The organism is Streptomyces sp. NBC_00683, from assembly GCF_036226745.1.
Classification (GTDB): Bacteria; Actinomycetota; Actinomycetes; order Streptomycetales; family Streptomycetaceae; genus Streptomyces.
In genome coordinates this window covers 4,126,423-4,143,099 of sequence record NZ_CP109013.1, presented here as the reverse complement: position 1 = coordinate 4,143,099, position 16,677 = coordinate 4,126,423, and the positions used below count along the sequence as shown (strand labels likewise).

13 protein-coding genes and 1 tRNA gene are annotated in these 16,677 nt (G+C 70.7%); 11 read left to right on the top strand and 3 right to left on the bottom strand.

Annotation, left to right across the window (positions count from 1 at the left end; all coding sequences use genetic code 11):
- Positions 1-144: 144 nt before the first annotated feature.
- The 10 genes from OG257_RS18530 (at position 145) to OG257_RS18485 (ending at position 14,335) form a co-directional block, all read left to right on the top strand.
- Positions 145-495 carry a metallopeptidase family protein gene (locus OG257_RS18530; RefSeq protein WP_329208828.1) on the top strand — a complete coding sequence of 117 codons (351 nt, stop codon included), beginning with the start codon at positions 145-147 and terminating at the stop codon, positions 493-495.
- On the top strand, positions 492-986 hold the full coding sequence (locus tag OG257_RS18525; protein WP_329208827.1) for a fluoride efflux transporter FluC: 495 nt from the start codon (positions 492-494) through the stop codon (positions 984-986). The genes OG257_RS18530 and OG257_RS18525 overlap by 4 nt, the downstream gene beginning before the upstream one ends.
- Positions 983-1,384, top strand: a complete 402-nt coding sequence (locus tag OG257_RS18520) for a fluoride efflux transporter FluC (RefSeq protein WP_329208826.1) — start codon at positions 983-985, stop codon at positions 1,382-1,384. The genes OG257_RS18525 and OG257_RS18520 overlap by 4 nt, the downstream gene beginning before the upstream one ends.
- Positions 1,385-1,514: 130 nt before the next feature.
- Positions 1,515-2,072: a hypothetical protein gene (locus OG257_RS18515; protein WP_329208825.1), complete on the top strand. Its 558-nt coding sequence runs from the start codon at positions 1,515-1,517 to the stop codon at positions 2,070-2,072.
- Positions 2,073-2,301: 229 nt separating this feature from the next.
- Positions 2,302-4,533: a DEAD/DEAH box helicase gene (locus OG257_RS18510; protein WP_329208824.1), complete on the top strand. Its 2,232-nt coding sequence runs from the start codon at positions 2,302-2,304 to the stop codon at positions 4,531-4,533.
- A gap of 261 nt (positions 4,534-4,794) precedes the next feature.
- Positions 4,795-7,908 carry an FG-GAP repeat domain-containing protein gene (locus tag OG257_RS18505; RefSeq protein ID WP_329208823.1) on the top strand — a complete coding sequence of 1,038 codons (3,114 nt, stop codon included), beginning with the start codon at positions 4,795-4,797 and terminating at the stop codon, positions 7,906-7,908.
- A gap of 61 nt (positions 7,909-7,969) precedes the next feature.
- Positions 7,970-9,526 carry an amino acid permease gene (locus OG257_RS18500; RefSeq protein ID WP_329208822.1) on the top strand — a complete coding sequence of 519 codons (1,557 nt, stop codon included), beginning with the start codon at positions 7,970-7,972 and terminating at the stop codon, positions 9,524-9,526.
- 91 nt (positions 9,527-9,617) lie between these two features.
- Positions 9,618-9,691 (top strand) — tRNA-Lys (locus tag OG257_RS18495).
- Between the two features lie 729 nt (positions 9,692-10,420).
- The gene (locus OG257_RS18490; protein ID WP_329215172.1) at positions 10,421-12,478 is read left to right on the top strand and encodes an N-acetylmuramoyl-L-alanine amidase; all 2,058 of its coding nucleotides are present in this window, start codon (positions 10,421-10,423) and stop codon (positions 12,476-12,478) included.
- Positions 12,479-12,991: 513 nt separating this feature from the next.
- Positions 12,992-14,335, top strand: a complete 1,344-nt coding sequence (locus OG257_RS18485; RefSeq protein ID WP_329208821.1) for an ABC transporter substrate-binding protein — start codon at positions 12,992-12,994, stop codon at positions 14,333-14,335.
- Between the two features lie 50 nt (positions 14,336-14,385).
- On the opposite strand, the gene sigJ is transcribed toward OG257_RS18485, so the two are convergent.
- Positions 14,386-15,270 (bottom strand): RNA polymerase sigma factor SigJ, encoded by an 885-nt coding sequence (gene sigJ / locus OG257_RS18480; RefSeq protein WP_329208820.1) that lies wholly within the window; start codon positions 15,268-15,270, stop codon positions 14,386-14,388.
- A 105-nt stretch (positions 15,271-15,375) separates the two neighbouring features.
- Between sigJ and OG257_RS18475 the strand changes: the two genes are divergently transcribed.
- The gene (locus tag OG257_RS18475; protein WP_329208819.1) at positions 15,376-16,146 is read left to right on the top strand and encodes an SDR family oxidoreductase; all 771 of its coding nucleotides are present in this window, start codon (positions 15,376-15,378) and stop codon (positions 16,144-16,146) included.
- Here OG257_RS18475 and OG257_RS18470 read toward each other — a convergent pair.
- Entirely contained in the window at positions 16,143-16,364 is a 222-nt protein-coding gene (locus OG257_RS18470) for a hypothetical protein (RefSeq protein WP_329208818.1), read from the bottom strand. The two genes, OG257_RS18475 and OG257_RS18470, sit on opposite strands and share 4 nt — an antisense overlap.
- A 129-nt stretch (positions 16,365-16,493) precedes the next feature.
- Positions 16,494-16,661 (bottom strand): hypothetical protein, encoded by a 168-nt coding sequence (locus OG257_RS18465; protein ID WP_329208817.1) that lies wholly within the window; start codon positions 16,659-16,661, stop codon positions 16,494-16,496.
- Positions 16,662-16,677: the final 16 nt, after the last annotated feature.

The following is a 16,677-nucleotide window of genomic DNA, read 5'->3' as shown; positions in this document are numbered from 1 at the left end:
GGGCCCGTATGCCCCGATCGGGCGCCGTGCATGCGGACCGGTCGGGAGGGGTGGGCCGGGCGGGTGGCTGCCCCCGGTGAGGGCTGCCCGATCCCGTCCGGTGCGGCCCGCCCGCCACGGCCGCTCGTACGTGACAATGGCGGGGTGCTGGAGATGACGCGCGAGGAGTTCGAAGAGCTGGTGAGTCTGGCTCTTGACCGGGTCCCGCCGGAGCTGATGCGGCTGATGGACAACGTCGCGGTGTTCGTCGAGGACGAACCGGAGCCCGGGGACCCCGATCTGCTGGGGCTCTACGAGGGCACGCCGCTCACCGATCGCGGTGAGTGGTACGCCGGGGTGCTGCCGGACCGGATCACCATCTATCGCGGGCCGACCCTGCGGATGTGCGAGTCGCGCGAGGACGTCGTCGCCGAGACCGAGATCACGGTGGTCCACGAGATCGCCCACCACTTCGGCATCGACGACGAGCGGCTGCACGCGTTGGGCTACGGGTGAGCGCACGGGAACCCGGTCGCCGGCCGCCCATCGACCCGGACGTCGACCTCTCCGTACCCGCGCAGCGTGCGGAGACCGCGGGGGCCGGCCGGTGGCAGGTCCCCGCGGTGATCGCGGCGGGAGGCGCGCTGGGCGCCACGGCCCGGTACGCGGCGTCCCTGGCCTGGCCGGCCGCCGAGGGGGCGTTCCCCTGGGCGGTCTTCGTCGTCAATGTGACGGGCTGTGCCCTGATCGGGGTGCTGATGGTGCTGGTCGCCGAGCGGGGGACGGTCACGCATCCGCTGGTGCGGCCGTTCCTGGGGGTCGGGGTGCTCGGCGGATTCACCACCTTCTCGACGTACGCCGCCGACGTGTCGAAGCTGCTGGTGCGTCAGGAGGTGCTCGTGGCGACGGCGTACGCGCTGTCGACGGTCGTGGCGGCGCTCGGAGCGGTGTGGGGGGCGGCCGCGCTCACGCGGGCCCTGGTGGACGGGCGGGGGCGGGCCTCGTGAACTGGCTGCTGGTCGTCATCGGAGGCGCCGTCGGTGCGCCGTTGCGCTATCTGACGGACCGTGCGGTGCAGGCCCGGCACGGGGCGGGGCTGCCGTACGTGTTCCCGTGGGGGACCTTCACCGTCAACGCGGCGGGCAGCCTGCTGCTCGGGGTGCTGACGGGGGCCGCCGTATCCGCACATACGTACGCCCTGCTGGGTACGGGGCTGTGCGGGGCGCTGACGACGTACTCGACGTTCTCGTACGAGACGCTGCGGCTGGCCGAGACCGGCCGGGGCTTTCTGGCGGCGGCCAATGTGGTGGCCTCCCTGCTCGTGGGCCTCGGGGCCGTGTTCCTGGGGGCGGAACTCGCCGGGGGCTCCGGCGGCTTCGCGGGCTCGGGGGGCTTCGGCGGCTGACCCGGGAGCGCCCTGGGGCGGTGTGCGGGTGTTGTGTCCGTGCGTGTCCCCAGCGGGGTCGGGGGAGTTGGACACGGCGCCCCCCGACCTGTCCCTGCTCCGCAGTCTCCCGCCCCGGAGGTGCCATCCCGTGCGCCAGTTGTCCGCCCCTGTCCGTTGGGCAGCCGTCACCGCGCTGACGATCGCCGCGTCCACAGGCTGTATGAGCGTCGGCGAGGACGCCGGGAAGCCGGCTCCGTCGCGCCCGGCCGGCCAGAAGGGGGCACCGGCCGAACCGGGCGGTGACACCGCTTCCGGCTCGGGCCGGGCCGGCTTCGGCGGTGGCGGCCACGCCGGAGCGCAGTCCGAGCGGGACACCGCCCGCAAGGCGTCCCCGGGTGCCTCCGGGGCAGCCCCGTCGGCGACGCCGGGGGACTCCCGTCCGGTACCCGGGCCCGGTACCCCCGCGCCGTCCGGGGGAGGGCACCCGCCCACCCCGGAGCCCAGCACCCCGGGGCCCGGCGAACCGCCGCCCCCGCCGGTGGTTCCGGAGGAGCCTCCGCCCGCTCCCGATCCGGAGCCCTCACAGCCGCCGGAGCAGCCCTCCGCCTCGCCCGCCGCGCACTCCCGAAACGATGCGACGGGTGCGCGCGACAGGGTGGAGGTGTGGCCCACTCCGGAGGTATCACCGCAGGTCGCGCCGGTGTGAGGGGGTCGGGTTTGCGCAATGTGGGGGAGGGTGCGTATGGTAGTAGATCGTTTGATCCCATTGCCCGGCGCCGACACAGAAGAGCGCCGTGTGGCGCGTACTCTCCCTTGCCGTGGCTGGACCGCATTGAGGCGGTCGAAATTGCGAAAACACGGAGTTACGGGCGCGTGCCGAGACTCCGGAAGGTTTCGCATTTCGCATGTCAATTTCCAGTTCTGACCACACCGTCATGCCCGAGAACGTCGAGAACAACGAGCTCGTGGAGCTCGCCGAGGCCGTAGTGGCCGCGGCTCCCGAGGCCGCTGTGGCCGTCGTGGACGCTCCCGCCGAGATCCAGGCCCCCGCCGACGCCGAGCTCTCCGACGAGGCCGCAGAGGTCGTCGAGGACGCTGCCGACGCTGAGCCGACCATCACGTTCGCCTCGCTCGGACTGCCCGACGGCATCGTCCGCAAGCTCGCGCAGAACGGTGTGACCGCCCCCTTCCCGATCCAGGCGGCGACCATCCCGGACGCCCTGGCCGGCAAGGACATCCTCGGCCGCGGCCGTACCGGCTCCGGCAAGACGCTCTCCTTCGGTCTGCCGACCCTGGCCACGCTGGCCGGCGGTCACACCGAGAAGAAGAAGCCCCGCGCGATCATCCTCACGCCGACCCGTGAGCTCGCGATGCAGGTCGCCGACGCACTGCAGCCCTACGGCGACGTCCTCGGCCTGAAGATGAAGGTCGTCTGCGGCGGTACGTCGATGAGCAACCAGATCTACGCGCTGGAGCGCGGTGTCGACGTCCTCGTCGCCACCCCGGGCCGTCTGCGCGACATCATCAACCGTGGCGCCTGCTCCCTGGCGAACGTCCAGGTCGCGGTCCTCGACGAGGCCGACCAGATGTCCGACCTGGGCTTCCTGCCCGAGGTCACCGAGCTGCTCGACCAGATCCCCGGCGGCGGCCAGCGCATGCTCTTCTCCGCCACCATGGAGAACGAGATCGGCACGCTCGTCAAGCGCTACCTGAGCAACCCGGTCACCCACGAGGTCGACAGCGCCCAGGGCAACGTCTCGACCATGTCGCACCACGTCCTCGTCGTGAAGCCGAAGGACAAGGCGCCGGTCACCTCCGCGATCGCCGCCCGTAAGGGCCGCACGATCATCTTCGTCCGCACCCAGCTGGGCGCGGACCGAATCGCCGAGCAGCTCATCGAGTCCGGCGTGAAGGCGGACGCGCTGCACGGCGGCATGACGCAGGGTGCCCGTACCCGTGTGCTCGAGGACTTCAAGAAGGGCCTCGTCAACGCCCTCGTCGCCACCGACGTCGCCGCCCGCGGCATCCACGTCGACGGCATCGACCTCGTCCTGAACGTGGACCCGGCCGGCGACCACAAGGACTACCTGCACCGCTCGGGCCGTACCGCCCGTGCCGGCAAGTCCGGTGTCGTCGTCTCGCTGGCGCTGCCGCACCAGCGTCGCCAGATCTTCCGCCTCATGGAGGACGCGGGCGTCGACGCCTCGCGTCACATCGTGCAGGGCGCGGGCGTCTTCGAGCCGGAGGTCGCCGAGATCACCGGTGCCCGTTCGCTGACCGAGGTCCAGGCCGACTCCGCGAACAACGCGGCCAAGCAGGCCGAGCGCGAGGCAGCCGACCTCACCAAGCAGCTGGAGCGCGTCCAGCGCCGCGCCGTCGAGCTGCGCGAGGAGGCCGACCGCCTGGTCGCCCGTGCCGCCCGTGAGCGTGGGGACGACCCGGAGGCAGCGGTGGCCGAGGTCGCCGCCGAGGCCGAGGCCGCCCTGCTGGCCGCCGCGGCCGTGCCGGAGCAGCCGGCTCCCCGCGAGGACCGTCGTGACGACCGCGGCAACTACGGCCGTCGTGACGACCGTGGCGGCGACCGCGGTGGCGACCGTGGTGGATACCGCGGCGGCAACGACCGTGTCGGCGAGCGCAGTGGCCGCCCGTCCGGTGCCAACGGCTACCGCGGCAACAGCGACCGTCCGTCGTTCCGCAGCAGCAACGACCGTCCGTCCGGCGGCGGCTTCCGCTCCGGTGGCGGCGAGCGTCGTGACGACCGTGGCGGCCGTTCCTTCGAGCGTCGTGACAACGACCGCCCGGCGTTCCGTGAGCGTCGTGACGAGCGTCCCTCGGGCGGCTTCCGCTCCGGTGGCGGCGACCGTCGTGACGACCGTGGCGGCCGTTCCTTCGAGCGTCGTGACAACGACCGCCCGGCGTTCAACCGCGACAACGACCGTCCCGCGTTCAACCGCGACCGTCGTGACGACCGCCCGTCCGGTGGCTTCCGCTCCGGCAGCAGCGACCGTCCGGTCAACCGTGACCGCCGCGACGACCGTCCCTCGAGCGGCTTCCGCTCCGGCGGCGGCGACCGTCCGGCCGGCCACCGCGGTGGCACCGGCACGGGTACCGGCACCGGTACCTTCGGCCGCCGCGACGACAAGCCGCGCTGGAAGCGCAACGGCTGACCGTCGCTGACCGACTGATCCGCAGGGCCCGTACGACACTCCGGTGTTGTACGGGCCCTGCGGCGTTGAGGCGTTGAACGGGTTCGAAACCGCTCTCTATTTCTGTGAAGATCCTGTTAGGATCCGTCCACTCGCGTGGGGGGCTACGTGCCGGGGGCAGACCCGAGCGTCCAAGTGCGCCCGGAAGCCGTCCAGTTCCAATGACAGCTTTTCCTTCCTCCTCCATGCCTGCGTGCTCATCAGTCCAGGGGAGGAACCCGAGTGGCCCACCGTGCCCTCAGCTCCGGCGTCATCGCCGCATCGCTCGTACTGTCCGTCACCGCGGGCCTGCCGACGCCGGCCGCGGCCACGCCGCGGGCGGTACAGAACGCCGTCCCGGCCGCGACGGCCGCAGCGGCCGACCCCGTGGTGGTGCCGGCCACGCTGCGCAGCACCGTGCAGTCCTTCAACCTCGTCTCCACCGGCGGTGCCCGTGAGGCCGACGCCGTCGGTGAACTGGGCGTCTTCAACCGCCCGTCCGCCAATTCCGGCTACCGCTGGACGCGTTTCTCCGACGGTGCCCACGTTCCGGCGGGCCCGACGGGCAGTGGCATCCTCATGAAGGTGTACGGGACCGGTACCGACACGATCGCCTATCAGTGGGCGGACGAGGTCGAGCTGCGCGACATGGTGGCGGGCACCACGACGTTCGTGCCGATCCCCGAGGGGCTCACCTTCGCCGGCGTCTACGGGCATACGGTCGTCGCCGTGAAGCTGGTGACCACGGAAGCCGACGGGACGACCAGCACGACGGCCACCGAGGCACACCTCCTCGACATACGGGCCGACGGGACGACGCGGGACCGTACGGTCACCGGCCTCCCCGAGGGCGCCAGATACGCGGGGGCGGCCCAGACAGCCGCGACAGGCGACGAGAGCGGCGTCCTGCTGCGCTACGTGCACGACGGGGTCGCCAAGATGGCGATGGTCGACTTCGGAACCGCGCACATGGCCGGCAGCTCCGCCCGCATACAGGGGACCGCGCCCGGTTACCTTCTGACGCCCCGGTACGTGGTCTGGTACTCGTACGGCGCCGACTCGACGATCAGCGTGGTTCCCCGGTCCGACATCGGTGCCACTCCGAGGGTCCTCACCGCACCGGCGCCCACCGAGCGCAGCGGCTACCACCTCGCTGTCGTCGGCGACTGGCTGCTGCACAACAAGGGGAGCGTCTCCCTGATGGCCACACCGCTCGACGGCGGTCCCTCACGTCAGCTGCTCGCTAAGGCCAGGACGGAGATCGCGGCTGCCCAGGACGGTTCCGCCGTGGTCGTCGGCGGAGCCACCGGCTATGCGTCGGACACCACGTGGGGGGTGTACCGCATCGTCGAGGGTCAGGACGGGGTGCCCGAGCCGACCCGTGTGATCGACCTTGCCGCACTGCCGATGGACCTGGAGGGAATCGGCCTGTCGGCGGGCAGGCTGACCGCCGTGACCCGTCCGACAACGCTCCGTAATGGCACGGAGCGAGAGCTCGCGGTCCAGGGAACCCCCTCCTACGGACCCGCGTCCGGGTCGTCCATCTCGTTCGTGAGCGAATGCGGACCCGAGGATCCCGACTGTCACGCCATCCACGGCACCGGCGACGGCAAGCCGGTGGTACTGATCCGGCTGGAGTCGGGCGCCGGCGACGAGATACGGGAACGCGGGAGTTCGGTCCGCACAGGGCTGTCCGGTGGAACGCTCACGGACACCGACGGCGACTACGCCGTCTATACGCATGCCGCGTCGAACCAGCAGATCGTCTACCGGTTGGGCGGTCAGAAGATCCTGACCCGGAGCCCCGTGGCGTCCGCCCTGTGGGCCGGAACGCTGTGGAGCGCCGGGACGAAGCCGGGCACGGTGACCTCGTACGACCTGGCCACGGGCTCGACGACGGCGACGGTCGACCTCGGCTCGGGCTGCGCACCGAGCGAACTCCAGGCACTGGGACGCTGGTTGTACTGGACGTGCGGACCCTCCGGCGGCGCCGGGATTCTCGACCGTACGACAGGGAAGTCGATCGCCGTACCCGTCGGAGAAGCCCTGCTTGGGGACGGATATCTCGTACGCCACGACAAGGCGGCCGGAAAGCTGGTGCTGACCGATCTGGTGTCCTCGGCGGCGACCGGTGCCGCGGTGACCCGCGTCGTCGCGGACCTGCCCGCGACCGCGAACCCGCAGCGGCGGGTGGCGTGGACGGTCGACAAGTACGGCGGGCACCTCGCCTACGTGGACGCGGGACAGCAGGTGCACGTCGTGCCGACCGGGGTGGCGACCCAGCCGCTGTCCGCCCGTGACGAGTCGTGGACGGGGCAGCCCGGTGCGGACTCGAGCGTGTGGAGATACGGGGGGAAGCTCTCCAAGCCCGCCTCGTCGTGGAAGGCCGTCTTCACGAACCGGCGGACCGGGAAGGCGGTCGGCACCGTCACGGGCGGCGAGGTCCGGGGCAGGCTCACGGGGTACTGGGACGGCCGGACCGGTGCCGACCCGCTGGCCGTCAACGGCCCGTACAGCTGGACGCTGACCGTCCAGCCGGCCGACGGCCACGGTGCGGCGATGGTCCGTAGCGGTGAGTTCGTGCTGACCGGGGGCGCCGCGGCCTGGCGGGACTCCGGCCGGGACGGACTCGGTGATCTCCACGTCGTCGTGGACGAAGGCATGATCGGACATCGCGACGGCAAGCTGCCCGGTACGGTCGGCCCGCCCACCGGCCACTGGGGGATCTTCGACACGGACGCGAGGAGGATCCTTCCTACGGGCGACCTCGCCGGTGACGGGTGCAACGACTACCTGGCTGTGAAGACCGACGGCACTCTGCTGCGGATCGACAGCTGGTGCGGGATCGGTGTCAACGCGGAGCCCGTGCAGATCGGTGTCGGCTGGAAGACGTACGACATGTTCGCGCCCGGCGACATCAACGGCGACGGGATCCCGGACCTGCTGGCCCGCCAGCAGTCCACCGGCTACCTCTTCCTGTACCCGGGCGACGGCAAGGGCAGGCTGAAGGCCCGTACCCAGATCGGGGTCGGCTGGAAGGGGCTCACGGTCGTGGGAGCGGGCGATCTCACCGGCGACGGCTTCGGTGACCTGCTCGTACGCGACAGTGCCGGGGTGCTGTGGCGCTATGCGGGCACGGGCACGGGCAGGGTCGCGGCCAAGGTGCGGATCGGCCCCGGCTGGCAGGCGTACAACGCGCTCGCGGCCGTCGGTGACATCACGGGCGACGGCAGGAACGACCTGCTCGCCAGGGACAAGGCCGGGGTGCTCTGGCGGTACAACGGCACGGGGACGGGCTCGTTCACGGCGCGGGCCAAGGTGGGGCCGGGCTGGAACATCTACCCGACGATCTTCTAGCGGGGCAACGGGTGGAGTGAGGGGTGCATGCCGTGCCCCCGGTGAGGGCATCGCTGGGGGCATGACAAACGACGAAGCAGCAGTCACGAAGCCCCCGCCCGATGTCTCATCGGGTCCCTCCGCCCCTGCCACGGACGAGGAGCGGCTGGCCCAGCTGGGCTACACCCAGGTGCTCGCGCGCCGGATGTCCGCCTTCTCCAACTACGCCGTCTCGTTCACGATCATCTCCGTGCTCTCCGGCTGCCTGACGCTGTACCTGTTCGGCATGAACACCGGCGGCCCGGCCGTCATCACCTGGGGCTGGGTCGGCGTCGGCCTGATGACGCTGTTCGTCGGCCTGGCGATGGCGGAGATCTGTTCGGCGTACCCGACGTCCGCGGGCCTGTACTTCTGGGCCCACCGCCTCGCCCCACCGCGCTCGGCGGCGGCATGGGCGTGGTTCGCCGGCTGGTTCAACGTGCTCGGCCAGGTCGCCGTCACCGCAGGGATCGACTTCGGGGCGGCGTCCTTCCTCGGGGCGTACCTGAACCTCCAGTTCGGCTTCGAGATCACGCCCGGCCGCACGATCCTGCTGTTCGCCGCGATCCTCGTCCTGCACGGACTGCTGAACACCTTCGGCGTCGGCATCGTCGCCGTCCTGAACAACATCAGCGTCTGGTGGCACGTCGTCGGTGTCGCCGTCATCGTCGGCGCTCTCACCTTCGTACCGGACTCGCACCAGTCGGCGTCGTTCGTCTTCACCGAGTTCGTCAACAACACCGGCTGGGGCAGCGGCTTCTACGTTGTGATGATCGGCCTGCTGATGGCCCAGTACACCTTCACCGGGTACGACGCCTCCGCCCATATGACGGAGGAGACCCACGACGCGGCCGTGGCGGGCCCGCGCGGCATCGTGCAGTCCATCTGGACCTCCTGGATCGCCGGCTTCGTGCTGCTGCTCGGCTTCACCTTCGCCATCCAGTCGTACGACGGCGCCCTGAGCTCCCCGACAGGCGCCCCGCCCGCCCAGATCCTCCTGGACGCGCTCGGAGCCACCACGGGCAAACTCCTGCTGCTCGTCGTCATCGGCGCCCAGCTGTTCTGCGGCATGGCCTCGGTCACCGCCAACAGCCGCATGATCTACGCCTTCTCGCGCGACGGCGCCCTGCCCTTCTCCCGTGTCTGGCACACGGTCAGCCCTCGAACCCGCACCCCTGTCGCGGCGGTCTGGCTGGCGGCGCTCGGCGCCCTGGCGCTCGGGCTCCCGTACCTGATCAACGTCACCGCGTACGCCGCCGTGACGTCCATCGCGGTCATCGGCCTCTACATCGCCTACGTCATCCCGACCCTGCTCCGCCTGCTGCGCGGCGACGACTTCACCCCGGGCCCCTGGCACCTGGGCCGCTGGTCCCGCCCCATCGGCATCGTCGCGGTGGCCTGGGTCGCCGTGATCACGGTGCTGTTCATGCTGCCCCAGGTGTCCCCCGTCACCTGGGAGACCTTCAACTACGCCCCGCTGGCCGTCCTGGTGGTGCTCGGCTTCGCGGCCACCTGGTGGCTGGCGTCGGCCCGCCACTGGTTCCTCAAACAGTCCGATCCCGACCACAAGGCCGCGATCGAGGACGAAACGGAAGGATGATTCCCCAGGCCCCGGCGCGACAGGGCCCGGCACCCGATACCCGATCGGCTGCCGGGCCCGGGCGGGCTATGCTCGGGGGGTGATCGCTCAGGGGCCGTTAGCTCAATTGGTCAGAGCAGCGGACTTTTAATCCGTTGGTTGTGGGTTCGAGTCCCACACGGCCTACCTGGTGCGGGGAAGGGGAAACCCCCTGACCTGCTGCTCGGCGTCCCGATCGGCTTCGGCCGGTCGGGACGCTTCGTTTTTCTCGACCTCTCATCCACGCCGGGCAAGAGCCGGCCACGTCTTCGCGCGGGTCGACGCACTGTCACGTCTTCCTCTTCTCCTGTGTCTTCACAGAGGCACCGCATCTGCGGTGCTGTGGCGAACACGGTGAGGAGGAGGGGAGCCACGACTGCGGCAAGTGGTTGCTGGATCGACGGCCGACACCTGGCGGCAATCGAGTGATCTTGCTCATATTTTCGATGTTGGATTGCCCTGAAAGTTCCCGTCATCGGCGAATTGGCCTCCCCTCACCATGGGGTGAATCTGCGTACATCTACCGAGATGACATCAATGTCCCACTCACAGCTAAAGCTCGATGTGGTCCGCTACCGGTAGGTTCCATCCGGCTCGGGTCTCGAGGGGCCGGGTTGTGAAGATCGATGGGGTCTGGGGAGAGTCGGGGGGTGGGGCTGCGTGAAGCGGCGTCGGATATGGGTGACGGCGGCTACGGCCGTTGCGGGGCTGGCCGGAGTGCTTGTCTTCCAAGGAGTCACCGGCAGCACGGGCGACGGTGTCCAGCCGGACGGAAGCCCGGGCCCCGTCAAGGCCCGTGCCAACACGGAGCAGTTGGCGACGAGCGGCGACGGCCGGTCCGCCTCCCTGGCGCAGCGGGACGCGGAGCCGTTCAGCATGCTGGGGGTGACGTGGACCGATCCGGCAGCGCACGTCCCCGGCGCGGTGGAGGTGCGTACGCGGTCGGTCGGGTCGGGGCAATGGTCGCGCTGGCTGCGCCTTGACGGCGACAGCGGTCAGGGCGAGAACGGTGCTGCACGCGGCGGCACCGAGCCGGCATGGGTGGGCCCCTCCAACGGTGTCGAGGCCCGTGTGCGTTCGGGCGGGTCGACTTCGGAGCTCCCCGCGGGCCTGCGTCTGGACATGGTCGACCCCGGCAGCGGCAAGGTCACGGGCATCGAGCCCGCGGCGTTCGCCGTCGAGGAGACCGATGAGCCCTTGCCCACCGACTCGCCGTCGGACCCCGGTGAGCCGACGCAGAGCCCGACGGAGCCCTCGGCTCCGGCGAGCAGCGAGCCGCCCGCCGAACCTTCCGTGAGCGAGCCGCCGGCCGCGTCGGAAACGCCCAGCGGCTCACCGTCGCCGTCCGTCTCGGCTTCCGAAACCGTGAGCCCCACGCCGACGGTGTCGGTGCCGCCCGCGCCGCCGTCCACCGCGCCGCAGCCGCCGGTCACCTCCCGCGCCGGCTGGGGTGCGGACGAGTCGATCAGCCCGGAGGAGCCGGGCTATCTGCCCGGTGAGAAGGTCAAGGCTGTGGTGGTGCACCACACCGCCGAGTCCAACACCTACACCTGTGAGCAGGGTCCGGCGGTCGTGCGCGGCATCTACGCCTACCACGTGAAGCAGCTCGGCTGGAAAGACCTCGGATACAACTTCCTCGTCGACAAGTGCGGCCAGATCTACGAGGGCCGCAAGGGCGGCATCGACAGGCCCGTGATGGGCGCGCACGCCTACGGATTCAACGCCGAGACGACCGGTATCTCCGTACTCGGCACCTACACCGATGCCGCTCCGCCGCAGGCCGCGATGGCCTCGGTGGCCCGTATCGCGGCGTGGAAGCTCGGCCAGTACGGCGTGAACCCCGCCGGTACGACGACACTCACCGCGGGCGACAGCGGCCTCAACTACTTCGGCAAGTCCTGGGCCAAGGGCGACCAGTTGACCTTCCCGGTCATCCACGGTCACCGGGACGGCTACAACACCCAGTGCCCCGGCAACGCCTTCTACGCCCAGCTCGGCACCGTCCGCTCCTGGGCGGCCGGCCCGGTCACGGGTCTGGCGATCAAGTCCGTCGCCGGTTCGGTTCTGTCCGGGACGACGTACTACGCCAAGGCCGCGGTCACCGTGAACTGGTCGGCCACCACACCGGCTTCGCTGATCTCGAAGTTCGAGCTGCTCGTCGACGGAAAGGTGGCGGCCACCGCGGCCGGTACCGCGACCTCCGCCAAGGCGACCCTCGCCGTGGGCAGCCACAAGGTCACCGTCCGCGCGGTCCACCAGTCCGGCACGACCGCCACGACAGCGGCCGCGACCGTCGTCGCGGACACCACCGTCCCCGCCTTCACCACCAAGCCCTCCCTCTCCCTGCGCACCGGCGCCGTCAGCACCACCGCCGTCCCGCTCACCCTGAGCTGGAAGGCGACCGACGGCGCCGCGCTGAAGGAGGTCCGGCTGACCGCCCCCGTGGCCAGGACGTACGGCCCGACCACCTACAGCGCCGCCCACACCGCGAAGTCCGCAGTGGCCACCGCCTGGCGCATGACGGCCTACGACCGAGCCGGAAACACCGCCACCGCCTCCGCCACGGGCACCCCGGTGATCCTGCAGGAGTCCTCCGCAGCCAGGTCCGGCACCTGGGCGACCAAGTCCTCCACCAGCTACCTCGGCGGCAGGTCCTACTCCAGCGCCACCAGGAACGCGAGCCTGACCTGGACCTTCACCGGCAAGTCGGCGGCCTGGGTGGTCTCCCGCGCCTCCACCTCCGGCCAGGCGTACGTCTACGTCGACGGCGTCAAGACCGCCACCGTCGACCTGAAGTCCTCCACCACCAAGTACCGCGACGCGATCTGGACCAAGACCTGGACCACGACCGCCAAGCACACGATCAAGATCGTCGTCGTCGGCACGAGCGGTCGCCCGACCGTCACCACCGACGGCCTCGTCTACCTCAAGTAGCCATTCCCGCACGGCCTGCCGGTCTGCTGCGCAGCGCCCCGATCGGCTTCGGCCGGTCGGGGCGCTTCGTCTTTCCCGGCGCCCTGGGCGAGCGGCAGCGTCGGTGGCGTACGCAACTGGCCCTCCTTTGCGAGCGCGAGGCCTGCGGGAACTTCTTTTGTCCAGTGCATTGACGGGGGCATCGGGCCGACTTACCTTCATCGCGTTGTTCTTCGTATGTCATATATGAGACGCGATACAAGAGATCTGAGACCCGCCATGCAGACAGGCCCGCACCCGGCCCCCTCCCGCACCGGACGACTGCGCCGCGAGCAGGCGCCGAAGGTTCCGGCCGGTTCGGGCAGACCGGCGCGGTCCTGCGCGACGCGGACGTTGCCCGCCGTGCAGGGCTGACAGACCGCCCTCCGATTCCCCCGACGGCGCCCCGAGCGCGTCCCGCACGGCTTCGGCCCGCGGTGACCCGCTCGCCCCGGGGATCCCTGACAGTGAGCACTCAGAGAAGAGAGCCGACCCATGAGCAAGCACCGCAGCCGCCGCCTCGCCTCCGCGATCTCCCTGGTTTCCGCCCTGGCCCTGACCGCCACTGCCTGCGGTGACGACGGCAGCGGAATGACCGGAGCGACGGGAAGCGAAGGCAAGGGCACCGGGCACATCGTCTTCTGGGACGAGAACGGAGGGGTCCGTACGGCGGTCTGGAAGGAGATCATCGCCGACTTCGAGAAGGCCAACCCGGGGCTCGACGTGGAGTACGTGGGCCTTGCCTCCACCGAGGCGCAGTCCAAGTACGACACCGCCATCCAGGGCGGCGGTCTGCCCGACGTCGGCGGTGTGGGGGCGGCGATGGTCGCCGGCATCGCGGCGCAGGACGCGCTGGAGCCGCTGGACGAGCGGTTCGGGAAGAGCAGCCTCAGCGGCAAGCTCAACGAGGCGATGATCGAGAACGTGAAGGCCGCCGGCGGCCGGGACGCGATGTACACGGTGCCGATCTCCGCCACCAACGGCGTCCTCTACTACCGCACCGACCTGTTCAAGAAGGCGGGCCTGGGCGAACCCGGCACCTGGGACGAGTTCTACAAGGCCGCCGCGAAACTGACGGACAAGAAGAAGAACGTCTTCGGGTACACGATCCGTGGCGGCCCCGGCTCCATCGCCCAGGCGCTGGACGCGATGTACGGGCAGTCCGGCATCGAGTCCTTCTGGGACGCGGCCGGGGAGAAGACCACGGTCGACGACCCGAAGAACGTCGCGGCGCTGGAGAAGTACGTCGGCCTGTACAAGAAGGCCACTCCCGCGGCCGACCTCAACAACGACTTCACCAAGATGGTCGCCCAGTTCGACTCCGGTGACATCGGCATGCTCAACCACAACCTGGGCTCCTACCAGGACCACGTGAGCACGCTGGGCGCCGACAAGTTCCGCGGCATCCCGCAGCCCGAATTGGCCGACGGAACCCGGGTGATGGTCTCCAACCCGGTCTCCGGCCTGGGCCTGTTCAAGTCGTCCGAGAACAAGGCGGCGGCCTGGAAGTTCATCGAGTACGCCGCCTCCCACGCGGCGAACTCCAAGTTCAGCGAGTCGGCCGGCCTGATACCCGCCAACGAGGAAGCCGCCGGGGACCCCTGGATCGACACGTCCGAGACCACGAAGCTCGGCGCCGAGGCGCTGTTCTCCGGCGACACGAAGATCGTCCAGCTCCCGTACTACCTGCCCGACTGGAACACCCTGTCCAAGGCGGACAGCGAGCCGAACTTCCAGAAGGTGCTGCTCGGCAAGATGAGCGCCGAGGAGTTCCTGGGCTCCCTGGCCGAGCGGCTCAACGAGGCCCAGGCGGAGTGGAAGCAGCAGCAGGGCAGCTGACGCCCGGCCACCGGGTGCCCCGCCACGAGCGGGGCGCCCTGCCGTTCCCGTCAGTCGTCCAGGACCGTCAGGTCGAGGGCGCGCAGCCGTTCCGGGTCGGACAGTACGTCGATGGCGGCGATCCGGCCGTCCGTGACGGTGAAGCCCATGACCGACAGCGGCTTCCCGTGCGCGGCGACCACGACCCCTGCCGCTCCGTTGACCAGTGCGGGCCGGGCGAACGGGGACAGCTGTCCGAAGGTGAGCGCCTGCGAGGCCACGGTGTGTGCCCCGGTGAGGACGGCCGTGTGGCGGGCCTGGGCGCCTCCGCCGTCGGACCGCAGGACGACCTCGGGGTCCAGCACGGCGACGAGCCCGTCGAAGTCGCCGTCGCGGGCGGCGGCGAAGAAGGCGTCGACGATCCGGCGCTGGCGCGCGAGATCGGGGTCAGGTACCGGCGCCCGCCCCTGCACCCGGCGCCGTGCGCGGCTCGCGAGCTGACGGGTCGCGGCGGGCGACCGGTCGATCATCGGGGCGATCTCCGTGAACGGCACGGCGAACATGTCGTGCAGCACGAACGCGAGCCGTTCGGCCGGTGCCAGCGTTTCGAGGACGACCAGCAGCGCCAGCCCGACCGAGTCGGCCAGCAGCGTCTGCTGTTCGGGGTCGCCCCCGGACACGGGGCTGATGACGGGGTCGGGCACGTGCACGTCCAGCGGGTCCTCACGCCGGTGATCGCGTGAGCGCAGCATGTTCAGGCACACCCGCGCGACCACCGTGGTCAGCCACGCGCCGAGGTTCTCCACGCTGTGCGTGTCGGCGCGCCCGACGCGGATCCAGGCGTCCTGCACGGCGTCGTCGGCCTCGCTCACCGACCCGAGCATCCGGTAGGCCACCGCCCGCAGCCGGGGCCTGTGTTCCTCGAAACGCTCCGTCAGCCATTCGCGCTCGTCCACCTGTCACATTCCTTCCTCGCGGCGGGTCATAGCGGTAGACCCACGGAACAGAGCCGATGTGACCGGGAGGACGGCTTCCCGGCCGCACCCGAGATTGGAGAGATCATGACATCACCCATCCTGGTCACCGGCGGTACGGGCACGCTGGGACGGCTCGTCGTGCCGCTGCTGCGGCAGGCCGGCCGTGAGGTACGGGTGCTCAGCCGGCACCGTCACGAGTCCGCGGACGAGGGCATCGCGTACGTGACCGGTGACCTGCTCGGGAACGAGGGTGTCGAGTCCGCGGTGGACGGCGTCGAGATCGTCCTGCACCTCGCGGGCGGCCCCAAGGGCGACGACGAGGCGACCCGGAATCTGGTGCGGGCCGCCTCGCGTGCCGGGGTGCGGCATCTCGTGCACATCTCGGTCGTCGGCGCGGACCGGGTACCGCTGGGCTATCTCAGGGCACAGCTGGAAGCGGAGCGGGCCGTGACCGGTTCCGGTCTGCCGTGGACGGTGCTGCGTGCCGCCCAGTTCCACGACCTGACCCTGACCGTCGTGCAGAAGATGGGAATGCTGCCCGTGGTTCCCGTCCCCGGCGGGCTCAGGCTCCAGCCCGTCGATCCGCGCGACGTGGCCGCCCGGCTCGTGGAACTGGCGCTCGGTGCTCCGGCCGGCCGGGTGCCCGACCTGACCGGGCCCACGGTGTACGACATGTCCGGCCTGATCCGCGGGTACCTCCGGGCGCGGGGCAGGCGCCGGATGACGGTGCCGGTCCGGATGCCCGGCAAGGCCGGCCGCGCCTACCGTGCCGGCGACAACCTGTCCCTCGAAGGGGCCGATACGGGCACGCGGACGTGGGAGGACTTCCTGGCGGCGCGCGTGGGCAGGCCCTAGTCGAGGCCTTCCGCCCGCAGCGCGTACATCAGGAGGAAGGTCCGGTAGGTGTCGGCGGACACGTCCAGGCAGATGTCGGGCCGGAGGGTGGCGGTCGACGTGTTGTCGAGGGCACGCTGACAGGCCGCTTCGGTCTCGGCCTCGGACGGGATGTTCGAGAGGTACGCGGCGAGCAGGAGGGCCGCTCCGAGGGCGACGACGGCGATTCGGATGCGCATGGTCCTCCAACGACCATGCGGTCCGGCCGGTCACTCGGACCCCTTGCTCACGTGCCTGTCGATCAGCCGGCCCTGTTCCTCACCGGGCCCGCTTCTCGTCCGGTTCCTCGGACCGCTCCGGCCCGTCGCTCACTCGGGTTCGTCGAGGAGCGGCGGCAGATCGGGCTCGATGAACAGGCCCGCGTACTGCGGAGAGGGAAGGGGGGCAGCCGCGCCCGGGGCGGCGAGCTGCGCGCCCGTGTCCGCGGCCGAGCCGTTGGAGTGCCGCTGCGTGGTGCGTGCGGGCATGTCGGTCATGGAGTGTCCTGTACGT

Coding starts and splice junctions, on each gene's coding strand:
- OG257_RS18510 (WP_329208824.1), top strand. CDS start 2,302: ATGCCCGAGAACGTCGAGAACAACGAGCTCGTGGAGCTCGCCGAGGCC.
- OG257_RS18500 (WP_329208822.1), top strand. CDS start 7,970: ATGACAAACGACGAAGCAGCAGTCACGAAGCCCCCGCCCGATGTCTCA.
- OG257_RS18490 (WP_329215172.1), top strand. CDS start 10,421: ATGCTGGGGGTGACGTGGACCGATCCGGCAGCGCACGTCCCCGGCGCG.
- OG257_RS18485 (WP_329208821.1), top strand. CDS start 12,992: ATGAGCAAGCACCGCAGCCGCCGCCTCGCCTCCGCGATCTCCCTGGTT.
- OG257_RS18475 (WP_329208819.1), top strand. CDS start 15,376: ATGACATCACCCATCCTGGTCACCGGCGGTACGGGCACGCTGGGACGG.
- OG257_RS18470 (WP_329208818.1), bottom strand. CDS start 16,364: ATGCGCATCCGAATCGCCGTCGTCGCCCTCGGAGCGGCCCTCCTGCTC.
- OG257_RS18465 (WP_329208817.1), bottom strand. CDS start 16,661: ATGACCGACATGCCCGCACGCACCACGCAGCGGCACTCCAACGGCTCG.